Source organism: Isoptericola sp. F-RaC21, assembly GCF_038593535.1.
GTDB lineage: Bacteria > Actinomycetota > Actinomycetes > Actinomycetales > Cellulomonadaceae > Isoptericola.
The window spans coordinates 229,726-252,030 of the sequence record NZ_JBCFYX010000004.1; the positions used below are offsets into that span (position 1 = coordinate 229,726).

Here is a 22,305-nt window from a genome sequence, read left to right on the forward strand (position 1 = left end):
CGACCGGATTTCGACAGGCTCAATCACCGGGTCTCGATCACCGGGAGTCGGTCAGAGCCGCTTGCCGTAGCAGCGCTGCTGCTCGTAGTCGGCGTGGTCCCCGAACGACTCGATCGGCTCGTAGCCGATGGCCTCGTACAGGGCGATCGCCTCGGGCTGCGCGGTGCCGGTCTCGAGCACGAAGCGGCGGAAGCCGACCTGCCGGGCGGAGCGCTCCAGCTCCGTCATGAGCCGCCGGGCGACACCGCGGCCGCGCACGTCGCCGTCCACGTACAGGCGCTTGACCTCGCCGGTCGCGGCGGGGTGCGTGGTGCCGCGCCCGCGCCGGTCGTCGGTGCCGGAGACGTCGCGCACGGCGGCGGTGCCGACCGGGCGGCCGTCCAGCCGGGCGACCAGGGTGACGACGATCGACCGCGGGTCGATCGCCGGGGCCTCGTCGTCCCCGCCGTACCGCACGGCCATCTCCGCCTCCTGCGCGGCGCGCAGCGCGGCCGCGGCCGGGTCGTCCCAGGCCACGGCGTCGATCGCCAGGCCGTCGGGCCCGACGGTCGTCGGGACGGTGGTGGTGGCGGTCATGCCGAGACGAGCGACGCCAGCACCGACGTGAAGAAGCCGAGCCCGTCCGTGCCGGCGCGCGGGCCGGCCTCACCGTCCGGGCCGAACCCGGCCTCGACCGCGTGCTCCGGGTGCGGCATGAGGCCGACCACGTTGCCCCGCGCGTTGCTGATGCCCGCGATGTCACGACGCGAGCCGTTCGGGTTCCAGCCCTGGTAGCGGAACACGACGCGCCCCTCGCCCTCGAGCTCGTCGAGGACGTGCTCGTCGGCCACGAACTGGCCGTCCTGGTTCTTCAGCGGGATGGTGATGTGCTGGCCGGGACGGTACTGGTTGGTCCACGCCGTCGACGTGCTCTCGACCGACAGCACCTGCTCGCGGCACACGAAGTGCAGGTGGTCGTTCTTCACCATGGAGCCGGGCAGCAGGTGCGCCTCGGTCAGCACCTGGAAGCCGTTGCAGATGCCGAGCACCGGCATCCCGCCCTTGGCGGCGTCCACGACGGCGTCCATGGCGGGGGCGAAGCGCGAGATGGCGCCGGCGCGCAGGTAGTCGCCGTAGGAGAACCCGCCGGGCAGGACGACGGCGTCGACGCCCTGGAGGTCGCCGTCGGCGTGCCACAGCGACACGGGCTCGCCGCCCGCGAGCCGCACCGCGCGGGCGGCGTCGCGGTCGTCGAGCGTGCCGGGGAAGGTGATGACGCCGATCCGCGCCGCGTCGAGGCTGGCGGTGGTGCCGGCGGTCATCAGGCGACGCCCTCGGAGGTGATCGTCCCGGCGGCGTCCGTCGCGGCGTCCGCGACCCGCACGACGTCCTCGATGACCGGGTTCGACAGCAGCGTCTCGGCGGCCTGCTGGGCGGCGGCGAGCACCTCGGGCGTGACGTCGCCGTCCACCTCGAGCTCGAACCGCTTGCCCTGGCGCACCCCGCTGAACTGGGTGAAGCCGAGGCGGGGCAGCGCCCCGACGACGGCCTTGCCCTGGGGGTCCAGGATCTCGGGCTTGGGCATGACCTCGACGACGACGCGTCCCACGGGTGCTCCTTGGATCGTGACCGGTAGCTGGCCGGGTGGTCCAGCGGCCGCCGCTCCTCAGGTCCCGCACGGGCGGCGCCGCGGGGGCGCGCGCGTGAGGGCGGGAGCACGACGGCGGGATTCCGCGACGAGTCTACCGCCCGCACGCTAGCCTTCTGACGCCGCGGAACGCAGCCGGACGACGGCGCCGTCGACGCCGCGTCATCCACCATCGCACCGACCCCGAGGAAGCATGTCCGCACCCACCCCTCCGCCCTCCGGCGGCACGCCCGACCCGTACGCCGCCCCCGACGCCGGTGCGACGCCGCAGCCCGGGCCGTCGCCCGTCGAGCCGCCGGCGCCGTACGCGCAGCCCGGGGCCCCCTCCCCCGCGACCCCGTACGACCAGCAGGCGCCGTACGGCGGGGCTGCCACCCCGTACTCCACCCCGTACGGGGCCCAGGGTGCGTACGGGCAGCAGCCGCCGGGCACGGACGGGCTCTCGATCGCGGCGCTGATCACCGGCATCCTCGGCATCAGCCCCGTCGCGCTGGGCCTCGGCATCGCGGGCATGCGCCGCACCCGCCGCACGGGCCAGAGCGGACGCGGCCTCGCGATCGCCGGCGTCGTGCTGGGCGGACTGGGCATCCTCGGCTGGCTGCTGTTCGTGGCCCTGATCGTCTTCGCCGTCAACAACGACGACTTCCAGGAGGGCTTCAGCCAGGGCTTCGAGGAGTCCTACGCCGACCGCACCGGCGCGAACCTCGACCTGGGCGACTGCTTCGAGCTGCCGACCGACGCCACGGACCTCACCGGCATCGTGGCGATCGACTGCGCGTCTCCGCACGGGGCGGAGATGGTGGGCGTCGACGAGCTCACGGACGCCGAGTACCCCGGCGAGGAGTCCGTCGTCGCCACCACGGAGGACTTCTGCTTCGAGCAGTTCGCCGACTACGTCGGGACGGACTACGACGCGTCGCAGCTCGACATGATGTACCTCTACCCCACGGACGCGTCGTGGTCGTTCGGCGACCGCCGCCTCATGTGCTGGGCGCAGAACCCGGACGGCTCGCCGCTGGAGGGCAGCGTCCAGGGCTCCGGCCTCTGATCGGCGGGCCGACGGGGGCGCCTCAGCGCAGGGGCGCCCCCGTCAGCCGCTCGTACGCCTCGAGGTAGCGGTCGCGCGTGCGCTCGACGACGTCGGCGGGCAGCGCGGGCGGAGGCACGTCCGACGCCCGGTCCCAGCCGGACGCCGGCGACGTCAGCCAGTCGCGCACGAACTGCTTGTCGAAGCTCGGCTGGGCGCGGCCCGGCTCCCACTCGTCGGCAGGCCAGAACCGCGACGAGTCGGGCGTGAGCACCTCGTCGCCCAGCACGACCTGGCCGGTGGCAGGGTCGACGCCGAACTCCAGCTTGGTGTCCGCGAGGATCACGCCGCGCTCGCGCGCGACCTGCTCGGCACGGGAGTAGACGGCGAGCGTGAGGTCGCGCAGCACCGCGGCGGCGTCGTCGCCGACCCGGCGCGCCACCTCCTCGAACGGCACGTTCTCGTCGTGCTCCCCGACCTCGGCCTTGGTGGCGGGGGTGAAGATCGCCTCGGGCAGCCGCGACCCGTCGACCAGCCCGGCGGGCAGCGGGATGCCCGTGACCTCGCCCGACGCCCGGTACTCGGCCAGCCCGGAGCCGGTGAGGTAGCCGCGCGCCACGCACTCGACGGGGAACATCTCGAGCCGGCGGCAGATCATCGCGCGGCCGGCGACGACGTCGGGCACGAGGCCGTCGCCCGGCTCCGCGCTCGCCTCGGTGGACACGACGTGGTTCGGCACGAGGTCCGCGAGCTGGTCGAACCACCACAGGCTGAGCTGCGTGAGCACCACGCCCTTGTCCGGGATGCCCGGCGCGAGCGTGTGGTCGTAGGCCGACACCCGGTCCGACGCGACGACGAGGACGACGTCGCCCAGCGGGTGCACCCCGCCGAGGGCCGGCAGGTCCGGCTCGTACAGGTCGCGCACCTTGCCGGAGTAGACGTGCCGCCACCCCGGCAGGTCGAGCGGTCCCCCGGCGAAGGCGTCGGGCTGGTCGGCGGCGCGCGTCTCGGTCACGGCGCCCAGTCTCTCATCCGTGGGATCTTCACCCACGACGGCGTCCACCGATGTGCCATCATCGTCGCGCGATGCGTTCGCATCGAGAAACGATATGAGGGGATCGATGGTGACCCGAGCTCAGCGCGCGTTCCGCATCGGAGGCTGGGCCGTACTGGCCGCGGCCGTCGTCGCCGCCCTCATGGCCGTCGCGGCGGGCGTCATCGGCGTCCTGGCGCTGACCGGTCACGCGACCTACCCCGCGGAGTACCGCCTCGGGCCGCTGTACTTCCGGGACACGCTCGCACTCCAGGTGGTGACCGCGTCGCCGGTGTGCCAGGAGTTCGACATCGACGAGCTGCTGCCGAACGAGTCTCCGGGCGACGGGAGCTTCTGCTACAAGTTCGTCCAGGACGGGGGCGAGCAGATCATCCACGACCGCGTCGTCTCCCAGGATGCGGCCGTCCGACCGACCGACGCGACACTCACCGGCGTGGTCCACCTGGCGACGTCGGGCGGCTGGAACCCCTGGGTCGCGGCCCAGGTGGTCAAGAAGGTGATCATCGGGGCCGTGATCACCACCTGGCTCGTCCTGCTCTGGCGGCTGCTCGCGGCGGCGGCCGGCGGGAACGCGTTCAGCGCACGTACCGTGCTGTACCTGCGCGCCCTGGGCTGGCTGACGATCGCTGCCGCCGTGCTGGCCCCGGCGCTGGACCACTTCACCGGGTTCCACCAGGTCGCAGGGATCCATGTCTCGTCGTACGGGCCGCCGCACCTCGAGCCGGTGGGCACGGAGGGCTATCCCGGGGGCGTGAGCTTCGTCCAGCTCGCCCTAGGCGGCCTGGTGCTGCTGGTGGCAGAGGTGTTCCGGCACGGCGCGGCGATCGAGGAGGAGCGGAGGCTGACGGTCTGATGCCGATCATGATCCGGCTCGACCGGATGTTGGTCGAGCGGAGGATGACGCTCACGGAGCTCGCCGACCGGGTCGGCATCACCGTGGCGAACCTGTCCATCCTCAAGACCGGCAAGGCCAGGGCGGTCCGCCTCGCCACCCTCGACGCCGTCTGCCGGGAGCTGGAGTGCCAGCCCGGTGACCTGCTCGAGCACGTCGACGAGGCCGCGCCCTGATCCCTCGCCGTCGGGTCGGCAGTTCGGACTCGGATCAGCAGTTCGAACTGCCGCCCCCGGTACGGACTGCCGACGCGACGGTCTCAGGGGACGGCGACCTCGCCCCGCTCGGCCTTCAGCGCGATGTCGCTGCGGTGGTGGGAGCCGTCCAGGGCGATCTTCGCGACGCCGGCGTAAGACGCGGCGCGCGCGGCGGCGAGGTCCTCGCCCCGCCCGACGACGGACAGCACTCGCCCGCCGGCGGACACCAGCGCGCCGTCGACGACGGCGGTGCCGGCGTGCAGCACGTGCACGCCGTCCAGCGCCTCGGCGTCGTCGATCCCGGTGATCGCGTCGCCCTTGCGCGGCGACTCCGGGTAGCCCTGGGAGGCGACGACGACGTTGACCACGGCGTCGTCCGACCAGCGCAGCGGCTCGATGCCGTCGAGGCGGCCGGTGGCGGCGGCGAGCAGCACGCCGGACAGCGGGGTACGCAGCCGCGTGAGCACGGCCTGGATCTCCGGGTCGCCGAAGCGGGCGTTGAACTCCACCACGCGCGTGCCGCGGCTGGTGAGCGCCAGGCCCACGTAGAGCACGCCCGAGAACGGGGTGCCGCGGCGGGCCATCTCGTCCACGGTGGGCTGCGCGATGCGGTCGACCACCTCGGCCACGAGGCCGGACGGCGCCCAGTCCAGCGGCGTGTAGGCGCCCATGCCGCCGGTGTTCGGGCCGGCGTCGTCGTCGCCGACGCGCTTGAAGTCCTGGGCGGGCACCATCGGGACGACGGTCGCGCCGTCGCACAGGCAGAAGAGCGACACCTCGGGGCCGTCGAGGTACTCCTCCACCACCACCGTGCCGTCGTCGCCGCGAGCCTCGAGCGCCTCGCGGGCGTGCGCGAGAGCGGCGTCGCGGTCGGACGTCACGACGACGCCCTTGCCGGCGGCGAGCCCGTCGTCCTTGACGACGTACGGGGCGCCGAAGGCGTCGAGCGCGTCGGCGACCTGCTCCACCGTGGTGCACACGTGCGCCATGGCGGTCGGGACGTTCGCGGCGGCCATGACGTCCTTGGCGAAAGCCTTCGACCCTTCGAGCCGCGCGGCCTCGGCGGACGGTCCGAACACCGGGATCCCCGCCTCGCGCACGGCGTCGGCCACCCCGGCCACCAGCGGCGCCTCAGGCCCGACGACGACCAGGTCGACGCCGAGGCTCCGGGCGAGGGCGGCGACGGCGCGCCCGTCGTTCGCGTCCACCGGGTGCAGCGCGGCCTGCGCGGCCACGCCCGGGTTGCCGGGGGCGGCGTGCAGCTCGTGTGCCGGCACCGCGCTGTCGGCGGACTCGGCGGCGAGGGCATGGACGATGGCGTGCTCGCGGGCACCGGTCCCGACGACGAGGATCTTCACGGGCGACAAGTGTAGGAGCCCAGCACGGCCGGCGTCGGTGGCGACCGCCATGCTGACCGGATGACCACCGCCGCACAGCTGCTGCTCGCGTTCTCCGACCGCATCGACGCGCGGGACTGGGAGGGGCTGTCCGCCCTGCTCGCGCCGGACTTCCGGGCCCGGTACGTGCACACCGGCGAGACCTTCGACCGGGACTCCTTCGTGGCGCTCAACCGCGACTACCCGGGCGCGTGGCGGTTCGAGCGCGAGGACGTCGTGGACGCGGGCGACCGCGGCGTCCTGCGCGCCCGCGTCAGCGACGCGACCGGCGCGAGCGACGACGTCTTCCACGTAGCGACGTTCGCGACCGCCGGGAACGACGGCCTGCTCCACGAGATCGTGGAGGTCTGGGCGGACCAGGTGACCGAGGTCCCGTCGCAGGGCCGCGGCCAAGCCGCTGATTGAGCTTGTCGAAATCCAGGAACCGGGTTTCGACAAGCTCAACCAGCGGGGGGACGGGATTCGACCGGCTCAACCGGCGGACGGGACCGTCGCGTCCTGGCCGGACCGGGCCAGCGACTCCGCGACGAAGCCGTCGACCGTGAGCTCGGCGACGGCGTCGCGCAGCCAGGCGACGGCGACCGGGTCGCGGTCGCGGCCGGTGGCGACGGCCTGGCGGATCTCGGTGAACCGCGGCTCGACGACGCGCAGCCCGGGGTGCTCGGCGACGTACCGGGTCAGCGGCTGCCGGATGCCGGCCGCCACCTCCAGGCCGTGCTCCTCGAACGCGACCGTCCCGTCGGCGCCGCGCACCACCTGGGCGTGCTGGAGCGTGCGCGTGAGGAACAGGTCGTACGCGGAGCCCTGCTTCACCCCGACGCGCACGCCCGGCCGGTCGACGTCGTCCGCCGCACGGACCGGCGAGCCCTCGGGCACCGCGAACACGCCCTCGATGAGCACGTACGGCGCGGTGAACGCGACCTGCGCGGCGCGCTCCGGCTCGACGGCGAGGAAGCCGACGTCCACGCGCCCCTCGGCGACGGCCGCGAACGACAGCCGCGCGGCGTCCACGCACTCCAGGTGCGCGGCGACGCCGAGCCGGCGGGCCAGCTCCCGGGCGAGGTCCACGGTGACGCCCGACGGAGCCTCCGGCGTCCCCTGCGCCAGCACGGGGTTGCCGAGGTTGATCACCGCGCGCAGCGCCCCGGTCGGGGCGAGCGCGGCGACGACGTCGGGGGCGGCCTGCGCGGGGACCGTCATGTCAGCGCGCGTGGATCAGGTCGTGCACCGGGATGATCTCGTCGCGGCGCGGGCCGACGCCCACCGCGGAGATGCGGCAGCCGGACAGCTCCTCCAGGCGCGCCAGGTATGCCTGCGCGTTGGCGGGCAGGTCCTCGATGGTGCGGGCGTGCGAGATGTCCTCCCACCACCCCGGCATCTCCTCGTAGATCGGCTTGGCGTGGTGGAACGCCGACTGGTCGTCGGGCATCTCGTCGTACCGCGTGCCGTCCACGTCGTACGCCACGCAGACCGGCACCTTCTCCAGGCCGGTGAGCACGTCCAGCTTGGTGACCACGAGGTCGGTGAGGCCGTTGATGCGCGACGCGTAGCGCGCGATGACGGAGTCGTACCAGCCGCAGCGGCGCGCGCGGCCCGTGGTGACGCCGTACTCGCCGCCGGTCTTGAGCAGGTACTCGCCCATGTCGTCGAACAGCTCGGTGGGGAACGGGCCCTCGCCCACGCGCGTCGTGTACGCCTTGATGACGCCGATGACGGAGTCCACGCGGGTGGGCCCGATGCCGGAGCCGGTCACGGCGCCGCCCGCGGTGGCGCTCGACGACGTGACGAACGGGTACGTGCCGTGGTCGATGTCGAGCATCGTCGCCTGGCCGGCCTCGAACAGGACGTTCTTGCCGGCGTCGAGCGCCTGGTTGAGCACCAGCGGCGTGTTCGCGACCATCGGGCGCAGGCGCTCCGCGTGCGCGAGCAGCTCGTCGACCGTCTCGTCGATCTCGACGGCGCGGCGGTTGTAGACCTTCACCAGCAGGTGGTTCTTCTGGTCGAGCGAGCCCTCGACCTTCTCCCGCAGGATCTTCGGGTCGAACAGGTCGGCGATGCGGATGCCGACGCGGTTGATCTTGTCCGCGTACGCCGGCCCGATGCCGCGGCCGGTGGTGCCGATGCGGCGCTTGCCGAGGAAGCGCTCGGTGACCTTGTCGAGCGTGCGGTGGTAGCCCGCGATGACGTGCGCCTGGCTCGAGACCAGCAGCCGCGACACGTCCACGCCGCGCTCGATGAGGTCGTCGAGCTCCTCGAACAGCACGTCGATGTCCACGACCACGCCGTTGCCGATGACGGGGACGACGCCGGGCGACAGGATGCCGGACGGCAGCAGGTGCAGCGCGTACTTCTCGTCGCCGATGACGACGGTGTGCCCCGCGTTGTTGCCGCCGTTGAACTTCACGACGTAGTCGACCCGGGACCCGAGCAGGTCCGTGGCCTTCCCCTTGCCCTCATCGCCCCACTGGGCACCGACGAGCACCACGGCTGGCATGAAATCTCCTCGCGTCGACGAGGCCCGGCATGTCACCCATGCGCCCGAGCGGGCGGGCCTCCTGGGCCGGGCCGCGCCCGAGTTTACCCGCCCGTGAACCGAACGCTGGTTGAGCCTGTCGAAACCCTCGGCGCGGTTTCGACAGGCTCAACCAGCGGAGCAGGACGGCGTCAGCCCGCCGGGTGGTGCGTCGCGGGGGTGGACGGCGCGGGCGCGGACTCGCACCGGTGGTCGCGGTCGATGCGGAACAGGTCGAGGGCACCGCACACCTCGAGCACGAACAGGTCGCGCTCGTCCGCGCCGCGCAGCACGGTGGCGCCGCCGCGCTTGCGCCCGGCGTCGGCGAGGGAGATGAGGAACGCGGCCCCGGTGGAGTCCATGAACGTGACGCGGCACATGTCGATCACCAGCAGCTGGCGCCGCAGCCCGACCACCCGGGTGGCGATCTCCGGGAACTGGTCCCGCTCCGCGAGGTCGAGGTCACCGGCGATCACGAGCGTCGTCGTCGTCGAAGACGTCGCGATCTCGATCATGGAGCGAGCGTACCCGCGACCGGCCGCGCGCGACGCTCGAGCCGGCGATCTGTGGACCGGGCCGGCGACCGGGCCAGAATGGGCCCATGACGTCCCCCGCGCACGACCTGCTCGCCGGCCCGCCCCCGACCCTCCTGCCCGACGACCACCCCGAGGTCCGCGACGGCCTCGACGCCGGCGAGGACCCGGCCCGGCTCGCCGCCGACCACCCCGCCGCGTCCCTCGCCTGGGCGGTGCTGGCCGAGGCCACGCTCGACGCCGCCGGGTCGGAGCCCACCGCCGCCCGGTCCGTGACGGCGTACGCGTACGCCCGCACCGGCTACCACCGCGGGCTCGACGCCCTGCGCCGGGCGGGCTGGCGCGGTCAGGGCCCGATCCCCGCCGACCACGTCCCCAACCAGGGCTTCCTGCGCGCGCTCGCCGCCCTCGCGACGGCGGCCGCCCAGATCGGTGAGACCGAGGAGGCCGAGCGCTGCACGCAGTTCCTGCGCGACTCCGGCACGTCCCTCGACGAGGTGCGCACGATCGCTGGTTGAGCCCGCTGGTTGAGCTTGTCGAAACCCGGAACGTGGTCTCGACAGGCTCGACCGACGGTGACGTCAGCCGACGGTGCTGGCGTGCAGCTTGGCCCACACGAGCTTGCCGGACCCGGCGGGCCGCCAGCCCCAGTCGGCGAGCCGCTCGACGATCTGCATCCCGAACCCGCCGACGCGGTTGGGGTGGCCGTCGGTGGTGACGGGCGGGGCGGGGTTGGAGTCCTCCACCTCGATCCGCAGGCCGTCGCCGGTGTCGAAGAGCCGCAGGGCGATGTTGCCCCAGCCGTGCAGCACGCCGTTGGCGACCAGCTCGGAGACGACGAGCTCCGCCGACGCGGACTCCGGCAGCCCCCACGCCTGGCACGTGCGCAGCACGGCGTGCCGGGCGCGCCCGATGGACGCGGGCTCGCTGGGCAGCAGCCAGCGCCGCGACCGGGGGCTCAGCGGCTGCACCTGCGCGTCGGCGACCGGGTCGGGCACGCGGACGACGACGAGCGCGACGTCGTCCTCGGGCGCGTCGGCGAGCCGCGACAGCAGCTCCTCGCCCACCCCGGCGGCGTCGCGGGCGGTGATACGGGCGGACGTCTCGACGAGGGCGTCGAGACCGACCTTGAGCGACCGGTCGCGCCGCTCGATGAGGCCGTCCGTGTAGAAGAGGAGCACGTCGCCGCGCCGCAGCTCCGCCTGGCCCGTGGTGCGGGGCTTCGACCCGAAGCCGACCAGGGAGCCCGCCCCGCCGGCGAGCTGGGTGACGGAGCCGTCGCGCAGCAGCAGCGGCGGCAGGTGGCCGGCGCGCGTGTACTGCACGGTCCAGGCGTCGCCGTCCTGCTGGTGCTTGAGGGTGGCGTAGACCATCGACGCCGACCGCGGGATGCGCATCCCGGTGACGAGCTGGTCCACCCGGTCCACGACGATGCCCGGCGTGGCGAGCTCGAACGCGTACGACCGGACCACCGACCGCAGCTGGCCCATGGCGGCGGCGGCCTCGACGTCGTGCCCGACGACGTCCCCCACCACGAGCCCGACGGTGCCGTCGTTGATCTGCAGCACGTCGTACCAGTCGCCGCCCACCTGGGCGTGCTCGGCGTTGGGTGCGTAGTAGGTCCACACGTCGAGGCCGGAGACGTCGGCCTGCTCGGGCAGCATCGCGCGCTGCAGCGCCTCCGCGAGCCGGTGCTCGCGCGCGTACAGGCGCGCGTTGTCGATGGCGGTGCCGGCCCGGCGCGCCACCACCTCGATCACCGTGTGCACGTGCTGCGGCTCGCCGGGGGCGGGCCGCACCTCCTCGGTCACGGTGCCGTCGGCGGCCACCCCGACGCCGTGCCACGTCGCGAGGAGCCCGAGCACGCGACGCCGGCCGGCCACGGCGTGCACGACGACGGCGCGCGGCAGCGCCCCGGTCTCCTCGACCACGCGGCGCAGCAGGTCGCGGCGCAGCCAGCCGGAGGCGGAGTGCGCCGGGAAGCCCGCGTCGAGCCGCAGCATCACGGGACCCTCGACGACGCCCTCCAGCAGGTCCTGGACCTCGTCACGGACCGGCTCGCGCGCGCCGTCGGTGACCTCGGCGCCGTCCGGGCGCTCCCCGGCGACGTCGTCCGGCAGCTCCGGCACGTAGCGCGCGTGCCGCCGACCGCGCCCGCTCGGCGGCGACGCGACGTCGACGCCGTCCGCGAAGACGAGCCCGTCGTCGTTGACGTAGAACCCGGCCCAGGGCACGAGCGCGCGCAGCAGGTCGGCGATGTCGCGCAGCGCGTACGGGTACTCGAGGTCGCCCAGCAGCTCGGTGGTCTGGGCGATGAGGTCGAGGTCCGCGCGCTCACGGCGCTCCACCTCGAGGGACGCGAGCTGGTTGGCCTGCCGCTCGACGTGCGTCGACACGTCGGTGGCGGTGCCGAACCAGCGCTGCGCCGGGCCGTCCTCGCCCGGCACCGGCGTCATCGTGATCTGCCACCAGGTGGCGCGGCCGTCGAGCAGGCGGCCGCTCACCATCCGCGTGCTGGCCCGCCCGGCCCGCATGTCCGCCTGGCTCCGCTCGCGCTCGGCGTCGTCCTCCACCAGCTCCAGCAGCGGGTGGCGGCCGAGCACGGCGAGGTCGTTGACCCCGATCCCCGACTGCCGCGCGAAGGCGTCGTTGATCCACAGGACCGGCATCCCATCCTCCCAGGCGCCCGTGACGAACGCCGGGATGACGGCGGCGGCGATCGCGGCGTCGAGAAATCCGTCCGGAAGGGGCGGCACAGGACCGGATGATTCGGTCATAATGCCTCCACTGCCGAGATTCCCCGCCCTGGTTGGTGTTCTTGCTGGTCATTCAACCGTAGATTGGTGTCCGCCGAGACTCGAGGTGAACGCCCCGCGCGTGGAAGGAGCACCGTGCACGACGGATCGAACACGACCCCACGTGATCTGCGGCGTGCGGACGTGAAGGAGGCAGACGCGGTGCCTGAGCTGGGAGACCCCGCGAGCGTGCACGTCATCGTCGGCGCGTCCCGCGCCCGTGTCGTGCTTTCCGGCGAGATCGACGCCGACATCGGTGCCGAGCTGGGCGAGGCCATCTCCGACGCCGAGGGCTCCGGCCTCCCCGTCGAGATCGACGCCCACCACGTCACCTTCATGGACTCCTCCGGCGTGGCGTTCCTCGCCCGTCTCGCGTCCCGCAGCCCGCACCGCGTGCGGGTGCTGCGCGCGCCGCCCACCGTCCGGTTCCTCCTCGAGGTCACGCGCATCGGCGAGCTGCTGGAGATCGTCGACGTCGACCCCGGCTTCGACCTCGAGACCCCCGCGCCGAGGTAGTTCGACACTCGCCGAGGTAGTACACCCGGAGCCGAGGTAGTTCGTTTCTCGCCGAGGTAGTTCGAAGGGGCGGCCCGCAATGACTGCGGGCCGCCCCTTCGAACTACCTCGGCGAGAAACGAACTACCTCGGCGAGAGGTGGGATGTCACATCTTGTGGCCGGCGGAGCGCAGCTGCTGCGCGGCCTCGACGATGCGGGCGGCCATGCCGGCCTCGGCCTGCTTGCCCCAGGCGCGCGGGTCGTAGGCCTTCTTGTTGCCGACCTCGCCGTCGATCTTGAGCACGCCGTCGTAGTTGCGGAAGAAGTGGTCCGCGACGGGACGCGAGAACGCGTACTGCGTGTCGGTGTCGATGTTCATCTTGATGACGCCGTTGTCGACCGCCTCGGCGATCTCCTCGGCCGTGGAGCCCGAACCACCGTGGAACACGAGGTCGAACGGGTTCTCCTTGCCGATCTCGTCGCCGACGGCCTTCTGGATGTCGGCGAGGATCGACGGGCGCAGCTTGACCGCACCCGGCTTGTACACGCCGTGCACGTTGCCGAACGTGAGCGCGGTCAGGTAGCGCCCCTTCTCGCCGGCGCCCAGCGCGCGGACGGTGGCCAGGCCGTCCTCGGCCGTGGTGTAGAGCTTGTCGTTGATCGCGGCCTCGTGGCCGTCCTCCTCGCCGCCCACGACGCCGATCTCGACCTCGAGGATGGTGCGCGCGGCCTGCGACAGCTCGAGGAGCTCCGTGGCGATGACGAGGTTCTCGTCCAGCGGGATGTCCGAGCCGTCGAACATGTGCGACTGGAAGGTCGGGTTCTTGCCGGCCTTGACCTGCTCCGCCTCGAGCGCGAGCAGCGGGCGGACCCAGGAGTCGAGGTTCTTCTTGACGCAGTGGTCGGTGTGGATCGCGATGTTCACCGAGTAGTTCTTCGCGACCTCGGTGGCGTAGGCCGCGAGGGCGAGCGAGCCCACGACACGGTCCTTCACGGTGGAGCCCGAGGCGTACTCGGCGCCGCCCACGGAGACCTGGATGATGCCGTCCGACTCGGCCTCGGCGAAGCCCTGGAGCGCGGCGGTCACGGTCTGCGACGAGGTGATGTTGACGGCGGGGTAGGCGAACTTGCCGGCCTTCGCCCGGTCGATCATCTCGGCGTAGACCTCGGGGGTTGCGATAGGCATCTGCGGTACTCCAATGACGGGGCGTACGAGGATGCAGCGGGATGCTTCGTCGCGACGGGCGCCGTGCGACCCGCATGCAACCGGATTTTCTCACGTCCGGGTCATGGGAGTCACATGCCGTCGGAAGGATGAGACGGGACGAGCCACCGAGACGCCCAGGCGTGCATCGCGATCGCGCCCGCGGCGCCCGCGTTGAGCGACCGGGTGGACCCGTGCTGGGTGATGTGCACGACGTCCGCGCAGACCTCCTGCGCCTCCGGCGTCAGGCCGCTGGACTCCTGCCCGAACAGCAGCACGCAGCGGGCCGGCAGGTCGTAGCCCTCGAGCGGCACCGAGCCGGGCACGTTGTCGACGCCGATCACCGGGAGGCCGCTTGCCGGGGTCTCGACGGGCTCGACCGCCGGGACGGCCTCCGCCCAGGCCGCGAGCGCCGCCGCGTCCGGGTGGTAGTGCGTGTGCAGGTAGCGGTCGGTCACCATCGCGCCGCGCCGGTTCCAGCGCCGTCGGCCCACCACGTGCACGCCGGCCGCGTTGAACGCGTTGGCCGTGCGCACCACGGAGCCGATGTTGAGGTCGTGCGCCCAGTTCTCGATGGCGACGTGCAGCTCCCGGGAGGCCGGGCGGCGCGCGTCGAGGTCCGCGACGACCGCCTCCACCGTCCAGTACCGGTAGCGGTCGACGACGTTGCGCCGGTCGCCGTGCGCCAGCAGCTCGGGGTCGTAGCGCGGGTCGGGGGCGCCGTCGGGCAGGCGCGGCCACGCGTCCGGGCCGCCGGGCCACGGGCCGACGCCGACCTCGCGCTCGTCTCCCTGACCCGTCACCGCCCGGCCAGCCACGCGTCGTAGGTGACCGTGCCGACCGCGGCGTCGGGCACGAGGTTGCGGCCCGCCCGGAGGAACTCCCCGAGCGGGCCCGGCAGCGGCACCGCCACCGGAAGCCGGCGGGAGCCGCGTGCCCGCCGCCATGCCCCCGCCATGGCCCGCGCGTCGAGCACCTGCGACCCGCCCACGGTCACGGTCGGCGCGCCGGACGGGCCGGTGCCCGGCGCGACGCCGAGCGGGTCGGCGCCCTCGGCGGCGTCCACGAGCGCGCGGGCGACGTCGCGCAGGTCGATGGTCTGGAACCGGCAGCCGCGCGGGTACGGCAGCAGCCCGAGCCGCGACCAGGCCCCGAGGCGGCTGTCGCGGCCGAAGAAGAGGTCGAGGAACTCGTGGAACTGCGTCGCCCGCACGACCGTCGCCGGCACGGGACCGGCGGCGTACACGCGCTCCTGCTCGGCGTGCGCCCGGTAGTACCCGTACCCGCTGCGGTCGACCCTCGCGATGGACAGCACGACGACCCGCCCGACGCCCGCGCGGCCCGCGGCGTCCGCGACCCGCCGCGCGCCGGCGGTGAAGACCGCCTGCGCGGCCGGCGACATGCCGTTGCTGGTGTCGACCACGGCGTCCGCGCCGTCGAAGGCCGCCGCGAGCGCGGCCGACACCCGCGCCTCGTCGTCGTCGAGCAGGTCCGCAGCATGGTGCGCCGCACCGGGCTCGAGGTCCTCGGGACGCCGGCGCGAGACCACCCGGACCTCGAGCCCTCGCGCCGCGGCCTCGCGCACGACCGCGCGCCCCGCCTGGCCGGTGCCGCCCACCACCGCGATCGTCGTCATGCGCCCATCCTGGCGCACGCGCGACGCCGTGCCGCCCACTAGGGTGAGCGGCGTGAGCGAACGACGGATCGAGTGCTGGCTGACCGACATGGACGGCGTCCTCGTGCACGAGGGCCAGGCCATCCCCGGGGCGCCGGAGTTCATCCGCGCCCTGCGCGACGCGGAGCGGCCGTTCCTCGTCCTGACGAACAACTCGATCTTCACGCCGCGCGACCTGCGCGCCCGCCTCGCGACGTCGGGCATCGACGTGCCGGAGGAGGCGATCTGGACGTCCGCGCTGGCGACCGGGCAGTTCCTCACCGACCAGATCCCCAACGGCTCGGCGTACGTGATCGGCGAGGCCGGCCTCACGACCGCGCTCTACGAGGCGGGGTACACGCTCACCGAGTCGAACCCGGACTACGTGGTGCTCGGCGAGACGCGCACGTACTCGTTCACCGCGATCACCAAGGCGATCCGCCTGGTGCGCGACGGCGCCCGCTTCATCGCCACCAACCCGGACACCACCGGCCCGTCCGCCGAGGGCCCGCTGCCTGCCACCGGCGCCGTCGCCGCGATGATCCAGGCCGCCACCGGCCGCTCGCCCTACTACGTGGGCAAGCCGAACCCGATGATGTTCCGCTCCGCGCTCAACCGGATCGACGCCCACTCCGAGGTGACGGCGATGATCGGCGACCGCATGGACACCGACGTCGTCGCCGGCATCGAGGCGGGGCTGGAGACCTTCCTCGTGATGACCGGCTCCACGACGGCCGCGGAGGTGGACACGTACCCGTTCCGCCCGTCGCACGTCGTCGACTCCATCGCCGACCTGCTCGGCCGTGTCTGACCACGGCGCGCCCGGGGACGGGCCGGCGGGCCCGCGGACGCGACGCGGCACCTGGCTGGCCGTCGCCTCGATCGTGGTGGGTGGCGGGCTCGTCGTCTGGGCGCTCGTACGCCCGGTGAGCTACGCGTCCTTCGGCTGGTTCGCCTACGCCCCGCTGTCCGGCACGACGTACTCCCCCGTGGCACCCGGCCTCGCGGTCACGCTCGGGCTGTTCGGGGCCGGCGCGCTGCTGATCGGGCTGGGCGCGGGCTTCCTGCTCGGGCGCCGGCGCGGCTGAGCCCCGGCCCGCCGACGCGGGGCTCCGCCGCCGTCAGCTCAGGCGAGGCCCAGGTCCGCCAGGTCGTAGAGGTAGTGGTAGGGCACGCCGAGCGCCTCGATCTTCTCGCCGGCGCCGGTGGCGCGGTCGACGATCGTGGCGCAGCCGACCACCTCGGCGCCCGCGGCGCGCAGCGCCTCGATGGCGGTGATGGGCGACCCGCCGGTCGTCGTCGTGTCCTCGAGGACGACGACCTTGCGGCCCGCGACCTCCGGGCCCTCGATCTGGCGCTGCATGCCGTGCGTCTTCGCGGCCTTGCGGACGACGAACGCGTCGAGGTCCTGCCCCCGCGACGCCGCGGCGTGCAGCAGGGCGTCCGCGATCGGGTCGGCGCCCAGGGTCAGGCCGCCGACGGCGTCGACCTCCGCCGTGCCGAGGCCGACCTCCTCGAGGTGGTCGAGCAGCACGTGCCCGACGAGCGGAGCGGCGCGGTGATGCAGCGTGATGCGGCGCAGGTCGACGTAGTAGTCGGCCTCCTTGCCGGAGGAGAGCGTCACCTTGCCGTGCACGACGGCGAGCTCGGTGATGAGGTCGCGCAGCTGCTCGCGGGGCGTGGGGCCGAAGGCGGTATCCGAGGAGGTCACCCGGTCATCGTACCGACGGCCTCCGGCCCGGCCGCAGGCTCGCCGTCCACCTGGAGCGCGACCACCGCCACGTCGTCGGCGCCCCGGATCGGCGTGCTCCGCGCGAGGACGCAGTCGGCCAGCCGGTCGAGCCGCGCGTCCACGACCTGCTCCACGTCCTGGCGCAGGTGCTCCAGGGAGTCGGTCAGCAGCTCGCCCCGCCGCTCGACCAGGCCGTCCGTGAAGAGCAGCAGCGCCGCGCCGGGCTCGAGCACGCAGGTCGACTCCGGCCGCTCCTTGGGCAGCCGCAGGCCGAACAGCCGGCCGGGGCGCTCGTCGATGAGCTCGGCGCCGAGGTCCGCCCGACGCACCAGCGGCGGCAGCGAGCCGGCGCGCGCCCAGGTGACCCGTCGCGACCCGTCGGGCTCGGGCGGGTCGACGACGGCGACGGTGACGGCGGCGAACACCTCGATCCGCAGCGCGGCGGCGGCACGCTCGGCACGGTCGAGGACCGCGGCGGGGCCCGCGTCGTCCTCGACCGCGACGGTGCGCAGCACGCCCTTGAGGTGCGTCATCGCGGCCGCGGCGTCGACGTCGTGCCCGGCCACGTCGCCCACGACCAGCACCGCCCGGCCCGACTCCCGGAGCACGACGTCGTACCAGTCGCCGCCCACCCGCGTGATCCGGTTCGCCGGCTGGTAGCGGACGTCCACCGCGAGCCCCGGGACGTGCGGCGGCGGGGTGAGCACCGAGGACTGCAGCGCGACGGCCGCCTCGCGCTCGGCAGCGGCCGCCGCGCGCATCCGCGCCACCGTGCTGTGCCACGACATGCGCTCGGGGGTGGCGTTCCCGTGGGCGTCCTCGACGTCGACGGCGTCGACCTCCTCGACCCGTACCACCACGGCCCGCACCGACGGGTCTCCGGGCCGCGTCACGGGGAGCGCGAGGAGCATCCAGTACCGCGGCCCGACGGCGCCCGTGCGCCGGTCCGGCAGGTCCCACCGGGTCGGCTCGACGACCTCGGGCATGCCCGTGCGCAGGCAGCGGGCGATCGCGTCCAGGGCCAGGGGCACGGGAGGCGGGCCGCCCGGCACCTGCGCCAGGGAGTCGACCAACGTGCGCCCGATCAGGGTGTCCGCCGGTACCCCGAGCAGCTCCGTGTACGAGCGGTTCGCGTCGAGCACGACGAGGTCGGGGTCGAGGACGATCTTCGGCACGGCCATCGCGTCGAAGAGGTCTCGGTAGTCCAGCGTGGCGCCGCCGGGACCGGTGCTCCGACCGCCCCCGTTCGCCGTCGCCGGCGTCGTCCCCCGGCTCACGTGATCATGGTGGTCCAGGCGACGGTTCCTCGCCCGAGGACGTCGACGGCCCGGGTCAGCGGTACTTGCCGACGGCGCGGACGGCCGACCGCGGGGCGAGGCGCAGCAGGGCCGACGCCGCCTTGTAGCGGACGGACGGGGTGGAGATGACGACGCCGCGACGCACGTCCGCGAGCGCCTCGGCGACGACGCGCGGCGCGTCCAGCCACCCGATCTCCGGCACCGTCGACATGTCGACGCCCGCCCGGTCGTGGAACTCGGTGTGCACGAAGCCGGGGCACAGGACGGTCGCGGTGACGCCCGTGCCCTTGAGCTCGACGGCCAGGCCCTCCGTGAGCGACCGGACGTACGCCTTCGCCGCGGCGTACGTGCCGCCGGCGGTGAGCGCGGCGACCGACGCCACGTTGAGGATCGCGCCGCGCCCGCGGCTCGTCATCTGCCCCGCGGCCGCGTGCGAGAGCACGAGCACCGCGCGCACCATGACGTCCAGCGCCGACAGCTCGACGGCGAGGTCCCCGCGCAGGAACGACTGCGCCGTCGCGAACCCGGCGTTGTTGACCAGCAGCCCGACGGGCCGCCGGTCGTCACCCTCCTCGGCCCCCGTGACGGCGAGCCGGGCGGCGACCCGCTCCAGGTCCTCCGGCACGGACAGGTCCGCGGGCAGCACCTCCACCCGCACGCCTGCGGCGGCGCGCACTTGCGCGGCGAGCTGCTCCAGTCGGTCGCCGTCGCGCGCGACGACGACCACGTCGTGTCGCGCGGTGGCGAGCTGCCAGACGAACTCCAGACCGAGACCGGCGGTGGCGCCGGTGACGAGCGCGGTACCCATGGGGGCAGCCTAGAGGGCTGGCGCCGCGGGGTTGACCCTCACGCGACGTCAGGCTCCAGGCTGGCCGCATGACCGACACCACCTTCCCCGCGTTCAGCATCAGCCCCGTCCCGCAGCCCGGCCCCGGCGTGCAGCCGCCGGAACAGTTCCGCGGCATCTACGGCATGCCGATGTTCGTCAACGTCCCGACGGACGATCTCGAGGCGTCCACCGACTTCTGGGTCCGCGGCCTCGGCTTCTTCGAGTTCTTCGCCGCCCCCGGCACCGTGGTGCACCTGCGCCGGTGGGCGTTCCAGGACGTGCTGCTCGTCCCCGCGCCGCCCGCCGCCGGGGCCGGCCCGCTGAGCGTGAGCTTCTCGTGCGTGCAGGGCGAGATCGACGAGATCGCGGCGGCGTGCGAGCGCGTCGCGCCCGGCTCGACGACCGGCCCGCGCCTGCAGCCGTGGGGCACCCTCGACCTGGAGGTCGTGACCCCCGAGCGGACGCACGTCGTCATGACCGCCGCGCGGCCGTGGGACCCGGCCAGCGCGGAGGCGCAGACCGTGCGCGACGAGCTGGGCTTCGGCGCCGAGGGCTGACGTCGCGGGCAGACTGGTCACCATGACGCCTGGCCTCACCGTCGGCGCCGCGGCGCGGGCCGCGGGCGTGACCGTCCGGACGCTGCACCACTGGGACGCGGTCGGCCTGGTCCGCCCGTCGGCGCGGACGGCCGCCGGCTACCGCGTGTACACGGCGTCGGACCTGGCCCGCGCGCACCGCGTGGTGCTGTACCGCGAGCTCGGCGTGCCGCTCGACGAGATCGGAGCGCTCCTCGACTCCCCCGAGGGCGCGGACGCGTCCCTGCGCCGCCAGCGCGACCTCGTGCGCGAGCGGCTGCGCCGCCTGGAGCGGTCCGCCGACGCCCTCGACCGGCTGGTCGAGGCGCGCGAGCGCGGCGTCCTGCTGCCGCCCGAGGAGCAGGTCGCCCTCTTCGGCGACGACTGGCAGCCGTCGTGGGCGGCCGGCGCGCGCGAGCGCTGGGGCGACACCGACCAGTGGGCCCAGTTCGCCGAGCGGGCGGCCGAGCGCACCCCCGAGGAGTGGCAGGCCGTGGCCGCGGAGGCCGAGGCCGTCCTCGACGCCCTCGCCGACGCGCTCGGCCGCGGCGTGCGGCCGGGCTCCGCGGAGGCCGACGCGCTTGCCGAGCGGCACCGGGCGTCGCTCGGCGCCTACTTCGACGTCACGCACGCCATGCACGTCGTCATCGGGCGCATGTACGCCGCGGACGCCGAGTTCACCGCGAACCACGACGCGCGCCGCCCGGGCCTGACGGCGTGGCTGCGCGACGTGATCGACGCGAACGCCCGCGCCCACGGCGTCGACCCGGAGACCGCGACGTGGGAGTGACCCTGTGTCGGGGTGACCGTGCGCGCCGCCGGTAGCCTGGCGCCCGTGCGCCTCGCGACCTGGAACGTCAACTCCGTCCGTGCCCGCGTCGACCGGGTGATCGCCTTCCTGGAGCGGTCGGGCACCGACGTGCTCGCCATCCAGGAGACCAAGTGCCGCGACGAGCAGTTCCCGCACGCGGCCTTCGAGGCCGCGGGCTACCAGGTGGCGCACACCGGCCACTCGGCGTGGAACGGCGTCGCGATCGCGTCCCGTGTCGGGATCGCGGACGTCGAGACGTCGTTCCCCGGCCAGCCCGGGTTCGTCAAGCCGGTCGCCCCGGCGCCCACGGACGGCACCCCGGCCGACGCGCCCGCCGAGGCCCCGGACGCGACGCCCGACGAGGGGCCGGCCACCCTGCTCGACGTGCCCCCGCCGGTCGAGGCGCGGGCGCTCGGCGCCACGTGCGGCGGCGTGCGCGTCTGGTCGTTGTACGTGCCGCACGGCAGGGCGATCGGCGACCCGCACTACGCGTACAAGCTGGCGTGGCTGGGCGCGCTGCGCGACGCCGCGGCCGGCTGGCTCGCCGACGACCCCCGCACCCAGGTCGCGCTCGTCGGCGACTGGAACGTCATCCCGCTCGACACGGACGTCTACGACCCCGCAGCGTTCGAGGGCCACACCCACGTGACCCCGGCGGAGCGGGAGGCCTTCACGGCGTTCGCGGCGGCCGGGTACACCGAGGTGACGCGCGAGCACCTGCCGGCCGAGCACACCTACACGTACTGGGACTACCAGCAGCTCGCGTTCCCCCGGAACAAGGGCCTGCGCATCGACTTCGCCTACGCGTCCCCCGCGGTGCGCGAGCGGGTGACCGGCGTCGTCATCGACCGCGACGAGCGCAAGGGCAAGGGCGCCAGCGACCACGTCCCGGTGATCCTCGACCTCGCCGACCCGGCCTGACGCCGAGGAGCACGTCGTGACCGACCCCGCCCAGGACCCGGCACCGGACGCCGCACGCGATCCCGCGGAGCCGGTCTTCGCCCCACCGACGCCGCCCGGCGCGCTGCCCGCGGAGGGCCTGGCCGAGCTGAGCCTCCCCGGCACCGACGACGGCCCGTCCGGGCCCGGCGGCGCGCGCTCCGGCGCGGCGTCGAGCGGCGGGACGCGCGGTGCCGTCCGGGCACGACGGCGCATCGCGGGCCGCGCGGCGGTGGCGGTGGTGGCGCTCGCGGTCGTCGGGGGCGCCGTCGCGATCGGGGTGACGACGGCGCGCGACCGCGCCGCCGCGCCGGTGCCTGCCGCGGTGACGGGGGCGCGCGAGGTGAACGCGGTGCAGCTCGTGCTCGGGTCGTGCCTGCGCGACCTGCCGGCGGGCGACGTCGGCCGGGTCACGGTCGCCCCGTGCGCGGACGAGCACGCCGCGCAGGTGGTGGGGCGCACCGACTCCGCCGCCGACGCCGAGTGGCCCGGTCACGACGCGTTGGTGCGCAAGGCCTCCGCCTCCTGCGGCCCGGAGCTGCTCGGCGCCGCGGGCCGCGACGTCGAGGGCCTGAGCTACGTCGTCCTCACGCCGTCCGAGGACGGCTGGGCGGCCGGCGACCGGACGGGGCTGTGCGTCGCGGTCTCCGGGTCGCCCGGCACGGCCGACCTGCTGCGCTGAGCGGTCGCGCCGCCGTGGCCCGGCTCCCGGCGACGGATCCACCCACGGGTG

27 protein-coding genes are annotated in these 22,305 nt (G+C 74.3%); 12 read left to right on the forward strand and 15 right to left on the reverse strand.

All coding sequences use genetic code 11. The annotated features are described in order from the left end of the window. Nucleotides 1-51: 51 nt before the first annotated feature. From AAG589_RS15865 to purS, 3 genes are read right to left on the reverse strand one after another with little or no spacing between them, the layout of a single operon-like run. Nucleotides 52-576 (reverse strand): GNAT family N-acetyltransferase, encoded by a 525-nt coding sequence (locus AAG589_RS15865; protein ID WP_430568243.1) that lies wholly within the window; start codon nt 574-576, stop codon nt 52-54. Further along, nucleotides 573-1,301, reverse strand: a complete 729-nt coding sequence (gene purQ / locus AAG589_RS15870) for a phosphoribosylformylglycinamidine synthase subunit PurQ (RefSeq protein ID WP_430568244.1) — start codon at nt 1,299-1,301, stop codon at nt 573-575. The genes AAG589_RS15865 and purQ overlap by 4 nt, the downstream gene beginning before the upstream one ends. Then, a complete protein-coding gene (gene purS, locus AAG589_RS15875; RefSeq protein ID WP_429766102.1) occupies nt 1,301-1,588 on the reverse strand; it encodes a phosphoribosylformylglycinamidine synthase subunit PurS in 288 nt (95 codons plus the stop codon). Before purS ends, purQ begins: the two co-directional genes overlap by 1 nt. A 232-nt stretch (nt 1,589-1,820) precedes the next feature. Here purS and AAG589_RS15880 point away from each other — a divergent pair, with 232 nt between their 5' ends. Continuing rightward, nucleotides 1,821-2,675: a DUF4190 domain-containing protein gene (locus tag AAG589_RS15880; protein WP_430568245.1), complete on the forward strand. Its 855-nt coding sequence runs from the start codon at nt 1,821-1,823 to the stop codon at nt 2,673-2,675. 22 nt (nt 2,676-2,697) lie between these two features. Here the strand turns inward: AAG589_RS15880 and AAG589_RS15885 are convergent, their stop codons facing one another. Next, nucleotides 2,698-3,669 (reverse strand): phosphoribosylaminoimidazolesuccinocarboxamide synthase, encoded by a 972-nt coding sequence (locus AAG589_RS15885; protein ID WP_430568246.1) that lies wholly within the window; start codon nt 3,667-3,669, stop codon nt 2,698-2,700. 106 nt (nt 3,670-3,775) lie between these two features. Here AAG589_RS15885 and AAG589_RS15890 point away from each other — a divergent pair, with 106 nt between their 5' ends. Beyond that, nucleotides 3,776-4,561, forward strand: a complete 786-nt coding sequence (locus tag AAG589_RS15890; protein WP_430568247.1) for a DUF2975 domain-containing protein — start codon at nt 3,776-3,778, stop codon at nt 4,559-4,561. After that, entirely contained in the window at nt 4,561-4,776 is a 216-nt protein-coding gene (locus AAG589_RS15895; protein ID WP_430568248.1) for a helix-turn-helix domain-containing protein, read from the forward strand. The genes AAG589_RS15890 and AAG589_RS15895 overlap by 1 nt, the downstream gene beginning before the upstream one ends. 83 nt (nt 4,777-4,859) lie before the next feature. Here AAG589_RS15895 and purD read toward each other — a convergent pair whose 3' ends face one another. After that, a complete protein-coding gene (gene purD / locus AAG589_RS15900) occupies nt 4,860-6,155 on the reverse strand; it encodes a phosphoribosylamine--glycine ligase (RefSeq protein WP_430568249.1) in 1,296 nt (431 codons plus the stop codon). Nucleotides 6,156-6,215: 60 nt separating this feature from the next. Between purD and AAG589_RS15905 the strand changes: the two genes are divergently transcribed. Beyond that, nucleotides 6,216-6,599: a nuclear transport factor 2 family protein gene (locus AAG589_RS15905; protein WP_430568250.1), complete on the forward strand. Its 384-nt coding sequence runs from the start codon at nt 6,216-6,218 to the stop codon at nt 6,597-6,599. A 66-nt stretch (nt 6,600-6,665) separates the two neighbouring features. Here AAG589_RS15905 and AAG589_RS15910 read toward each other — a convergent pair whose 3' ends face one another. From AAG589_RS15910 to AAG589_RS15920, 3 genes are all read right to left on the reverse strand, one after another. Next, complete coding sequence (locus tag AAG589_RS15910) at nt 6,666-7,394, reverse strand: transporter substrate-binding domain-containing protein (RefSeq protein WP_430568251.1); 729 nt, start codon at nt 7,392-7,394, stop codon at nt 6,666-6,668. 1 nt (nt 7,395) lies between these two features. After that, complete coding sequence (locus AAG589_RS15915) at nt 7,396-8,688, reverse strand: adenylosuccinate synthase (protein WP_430568252.1); 1,293 nt, start codon at nt 8,686-8,688, stop codon at nt 7,396-7,398. 170 nt (nt 8,689-8,858) lie between these two features. Beyond that, nucleotides 8,859-9,221, reverse strand: coding sequence for an STAS domain-containing protein (locus tag AAG589_RS15920; RefSeq protein WP_429735554.1), 363 nt, complete (start codon nt 9,219-9,221; stop codon nt 8,859-8,861). Nucleotides 9,222-9,307: 86 nt separating this feature from the next. Here AAG589_RS15920 and AAG589_RS15925 point away from each other — a divergent pair, with 86 nt between their 5' ends. Continuing rightward, the gene (locus tag AAG589_RS15925; protein WP_430568253.1) at nt 9,308-9,757 is read left to right on the forward strand and encodes a DUF3151 domain-containing protein; all 450 of its coding nucleotides are present in this window, start codon (nt 9,308-9,310) and stop codon (nt 9,755-9,757) included. A gap of 63 nt (nt 9,758-9,820) precedes the next feature. Here the strand turns inward: AAG589_RS15925 and AAG589_RS15930 are convergent, their stop codons facing one another. Beyond that, nucleotides 9,821-11,995: an ATP-binding SpoIIE family protein phosphatase gene (locus AAG589_RS15930; RefSeq protein ID WP_430568254.1), complete on the reverse strand. Its 2,175-nt coding sequence runs from the start codon at nt 11,993-11,995 to the stop codon at nt 9,821-9,823. A gap of 201 nt (nt 11,996-12,196) precedes the next feature. On the opposite strand from AAG589_RS15930, the gene AAG589_RS15935 reads away from it, so the two are divergent. Continuing rightward, nucleotides 12,197-12,550 carry an STAS domain-containing protein gene (locus AAG589_RS15935; protein WP_245807192.1) on the forward strand — a complete coding sequence of 118 codons (354 nt, stop codon included), beginning with the start codon at nt 12,197-12,199 and terminating at the stop codon, nt 12,548-12,550. A gap of 146 nt (nt 12,551-12,696) precedes the next feature. On the opposite strand, the gene fbaA is transcribed toward AAG589_RS15935, so the two are convergent. From fbaA to AAG589_RS15950, 3 genes are all read right to left on the reverse strand, one after another. Beyond that, on the reverse strand, nt 12,697-13,716 hold the full coding sequence (gene fbaA, locus AAG589_RS15940; RefSeq protein ID WP_430568255.1) for a class II fructose-bisphosphate aldolase: 1,020 nt from the start codon (nt 13,714-13,716) through the stop codon (nt 12,697-12,699). Nucleotides 13,717-13,826: 110 nt separating this feature from the next. Further along, the gene (locus AAG589_RS15945; protein WP_430568256.1) at nt 13,827-14,537 is read right to left on the reverse strand and encodes a TrmH family RNA methyltransferase; all 711 of its coding nucleotides are present in this window, start codon (nt 14,535-14,537) and stop codon (nt 13,827-13,829) included. Beyond that, nucleotides 14,534-15,370, reverse strand: a complete 837-nt coding sequence (locus AAG589_RS15950) for an SDR family oxidoreductase (protein ID WP_430568257.1) — start codon at nt 15,368-15,370, stop codon at nt 14,534-14,536. Before AAG589_RS15950 ends, AAG589_RS15945 begins: the two co-directional genes overlap by 4 nt. Nucleotides 15,371-15,458: 88 nt before the next feature. On the opposite strand from AAG589_RS15950, the gene AAG589_RS15955 reads away from it, so the two are divergent. Next, on the forward strand, nt 15,459-16,199 hold the full coding sequence (locus AAG589_RS15955) for an HAD-IIA family hydrolase (protein WP_430568700.1): 741 nt from the start codon (nt 15,459-15,461) through the stop codon (nt 16,197-16,199). Continuing rightward, nucleotides 16,192-16,476 (forward strand): hypothetical protein, encoded by a 285-nt coding sequence (locus AAG589_RS15960; protein ID WP_430568258.1) that lies wholly within the window; start codon nt 16,192-16,194, stop codon nt 16,474-16,476. Before AAG589_RS15955 ends, AAG589_RS15960 begins: the two co-directional genes overlap by 8 nt. A gap of 38 nt (nt 16,477-16,514) precedes the next feature. On the opposite strand, the gene pyrE is transcribed toward AAG589_RS15960, so the two are convergent. Genes pyrE through AAG589_RS15975 form a run of 3 tightly spaced genes read right to left on the reverse strand, consistent with a single transcriptional unit; the run spans nt 16,515 to nt 19,226 of the window. Beyond that, the gene (pyrE, locus tag AAG589_RS15965) at nt 16,515-17,099 is read right to left on the reverse strand and encodes an orotate phosphoribosyltransferase (protein WP_430568259.1); all 585 of its coding nucleotides are present in this window, start codon (nt 17,097-17,099) and stop codon (nt 16,515-16,517) included. After that, nucleotides 17,096-18,397 (reverse strand): PP2C family protein-serine/threonine phosphatase, encoded by a 1,302-nt coding sequence (locus tag AAG589_RS15970; protein ID WP_430568260.1) that lies wholly within the window; start codon nt 18,395-18,397, stop codon nt 17,096-17,098. Before AAG589_RS15970 ends, pyrE begins: the two co-directional genes overlap by 4 nt. A 55-nt stretch (nt 18,398-18,452) precedes the next feature. After that, nucleotides 18,453-19,226 (reverse strand): SDR family NAD(P)-dependent oxidoreductase, encoded by a 774-nt coding sequence (locus tag AAG589_RS15975; protein WP_430568261.1) that lies wholly within the window; start codon nt 19,224-19,226, stop codon nt 18,453-18,455. A gap of 68 nt (nt 19,227-19,294) precedes the next feature. On the opposite strand from AAG589_RS15975, the gene AAG589_RS15980 reads away from it, so the two are divergent. Genes AAG589_RS15980 through AAG589_RS15995 form a run of 4 tightly spaced genes read left to right on the forward strand, consistent with a single transcriptional unit; the run spans nt 19,295 to nt 22,254 of the window. Next, nucleotides 19,295-19,804 carry a VOC family protein gene (locus AAG589_RS15980; RefSeq protein ID WP_430568262.1) on the forward strand — a complete coding sequence of 170 codons (510 nt, stop codon included), beginning with the start codon at nt 19,295-19,297 and terminating at the stop codon, nt 19,802-19,804. Nucleotides 19,805-19,826: 22 nt separating this feature from the next. Then, nucleotides 19,827-20,612 carry a MerR family transcriptional regulator gene (locus AAG589_RS15985; protein ID WP_430568263.1) on the forward strand — a complete coding sequence of 262 codons (786 nt, stop codon included), beginning with the start codon at nt 19,827-19,829 and terminating at the stop codon, nt 20,610-20,612. A 45-nt stretch (nt 20,613-20,657) separates the two neighbouring features. Beyond that, nucleotides 20,658-21,554: an exodeoxyribonuclease III gene (locus tag AAG589_RS15990; RefSeq protein ID WP_430568264.1), complete on the forward strand. Its 897-nt coding sequence runs from the start codon at nt 20,658-20,660 to the stop codon at nt 21,552-21,554. Between the two features lie 16 nt (nt 21,555-21,570). Then, entirely contained in the window at nt 21,571-22,254 is a 684-nt protein-coding gene (locus AAG589_RS15995) for a septum formation family protein (RefSeq protein ID WP_430568265.1), read from the forward strand. The last annotated feature ends 51 nt before the right edge of the window (nt 22,255-22,305 follow it).

Excerpts from the sequence above, each read along its gene's own strand:
- AAG589_RS15865 (WP_430568243.1), bottom strand. The coding sequence starts at position 576 with ATGACCGCCACCACCACCGTCCCGACGACCGTCGGGCCCGACGGCCTG.
- purQ (WP_430568244.1), bottom strand. The coding sequence starts at position 1,301 with ATGACCGCCGGCACCACCGCCAGCCTCGACGCGGCGCGGATCGGCGTC.
- AAG589_RS15880 (WP_430568245.1), top strand. The coding sequence starts at position 1,821 with ATGTCCGCACCCACCCCTCCGCCCTCCGGCGGCACGCCCGACCCGTAC.
- AAG589_RS15890 (WP_430568247.1), top strand. The coding sequence starts at position 3,776 with ATGGTGACCCGAGCTCAGCGCGCGTTCCGCATCGGAGGCTGGGCCGTA.
- AAG589_RS15895 (WP_430568248.1), top strand. The coding sequence starts at position 4,561 with ATGCCGATCATGATCCGGCTCGACCGGATGTTGGTCGAGCGGAGGATG.
- AAG589_RS15905 (WP_430568250.1), top strand. The coding sequence starts at position 6,216 with ATGACCACCGCCGCACAGCTGCTGCTCGCGTTCTCCGACCGCATCGAC.
- AAG589_RS15910 (WP_430568251.1), bottom strand. The coding sequence starts at position 7,394 with ATGACGGTCCCCGCGCAGGCCGCCCCCGACGTCGTCGCCGCGCTCGCC.
- AAG589_RS15915 (WP_430568252.1), bottom strand. The coding sequence starts at position 8,688 with ATGCCAGCCGTGGTGCTCGTCGGTGCCCAGTGGGGCGATGAGGGCAAG.
- AAG589_RS15920 (WP_429735554.1), bottom strand. The coding sequence starts at position 9,221 with ATGATCGAGATCGCGACGTCTTCGACGACGACGACGCTCGTGATCGCC.
- AAG589_RS15925 (WP_430568253.1), top strand. The coding sequence starts at position 9,308 with ATGACGTCCCCCGCGCACGACCTGCTCGCCGGCCCGCCCCCGACCCTC.
- fbaA (WP_430568255.1), bottom strand. The coding sequence starts at position 13,716 with ATGCCTATCGCAACCCCCGAGGTCTACGCCGAGATGATCGACCGGGCG.
- AAG589_RS15950 (WP_430568257.1), bottom strand. The coding sequence starts at position 15,370 with ATGACGACGATCGCGGTGGTGGGCGGCACCGGCCAGGCGGGGCGCGCG.
- AAG589_RS15955 (WP_430568700.1), top strand. The coding sequence starts at position 15,459 with ATGGACGGCGTCCTCGTGCACGAGGGCCAGGCCATCCCCGGGGCGCCG.
- AAG589_RS15975 (WP_430568261.1), bottom strand. The coding sequence starts at position 19,226 with ATGGGTACCGCGCTCGTCACCGGCGCCACCGCCGGTCTCGGTCTGGAG.
- AAG589_RS15980 (WP_430568262.1), top strand. The coding sequence starts at position 19,295 with ATGACCGACACCACCTTCCCCGCGTTCAGCATCAGCCCCGTCCCGCAG.
- AAG589_RS15985 (WP_430568263.1), top strand. The coding sequence starts at position 19,827 with ATGACGCCTGGCCTCACCGTCGGCGCCGCGGCGCGGGCCGCGGGCGTG.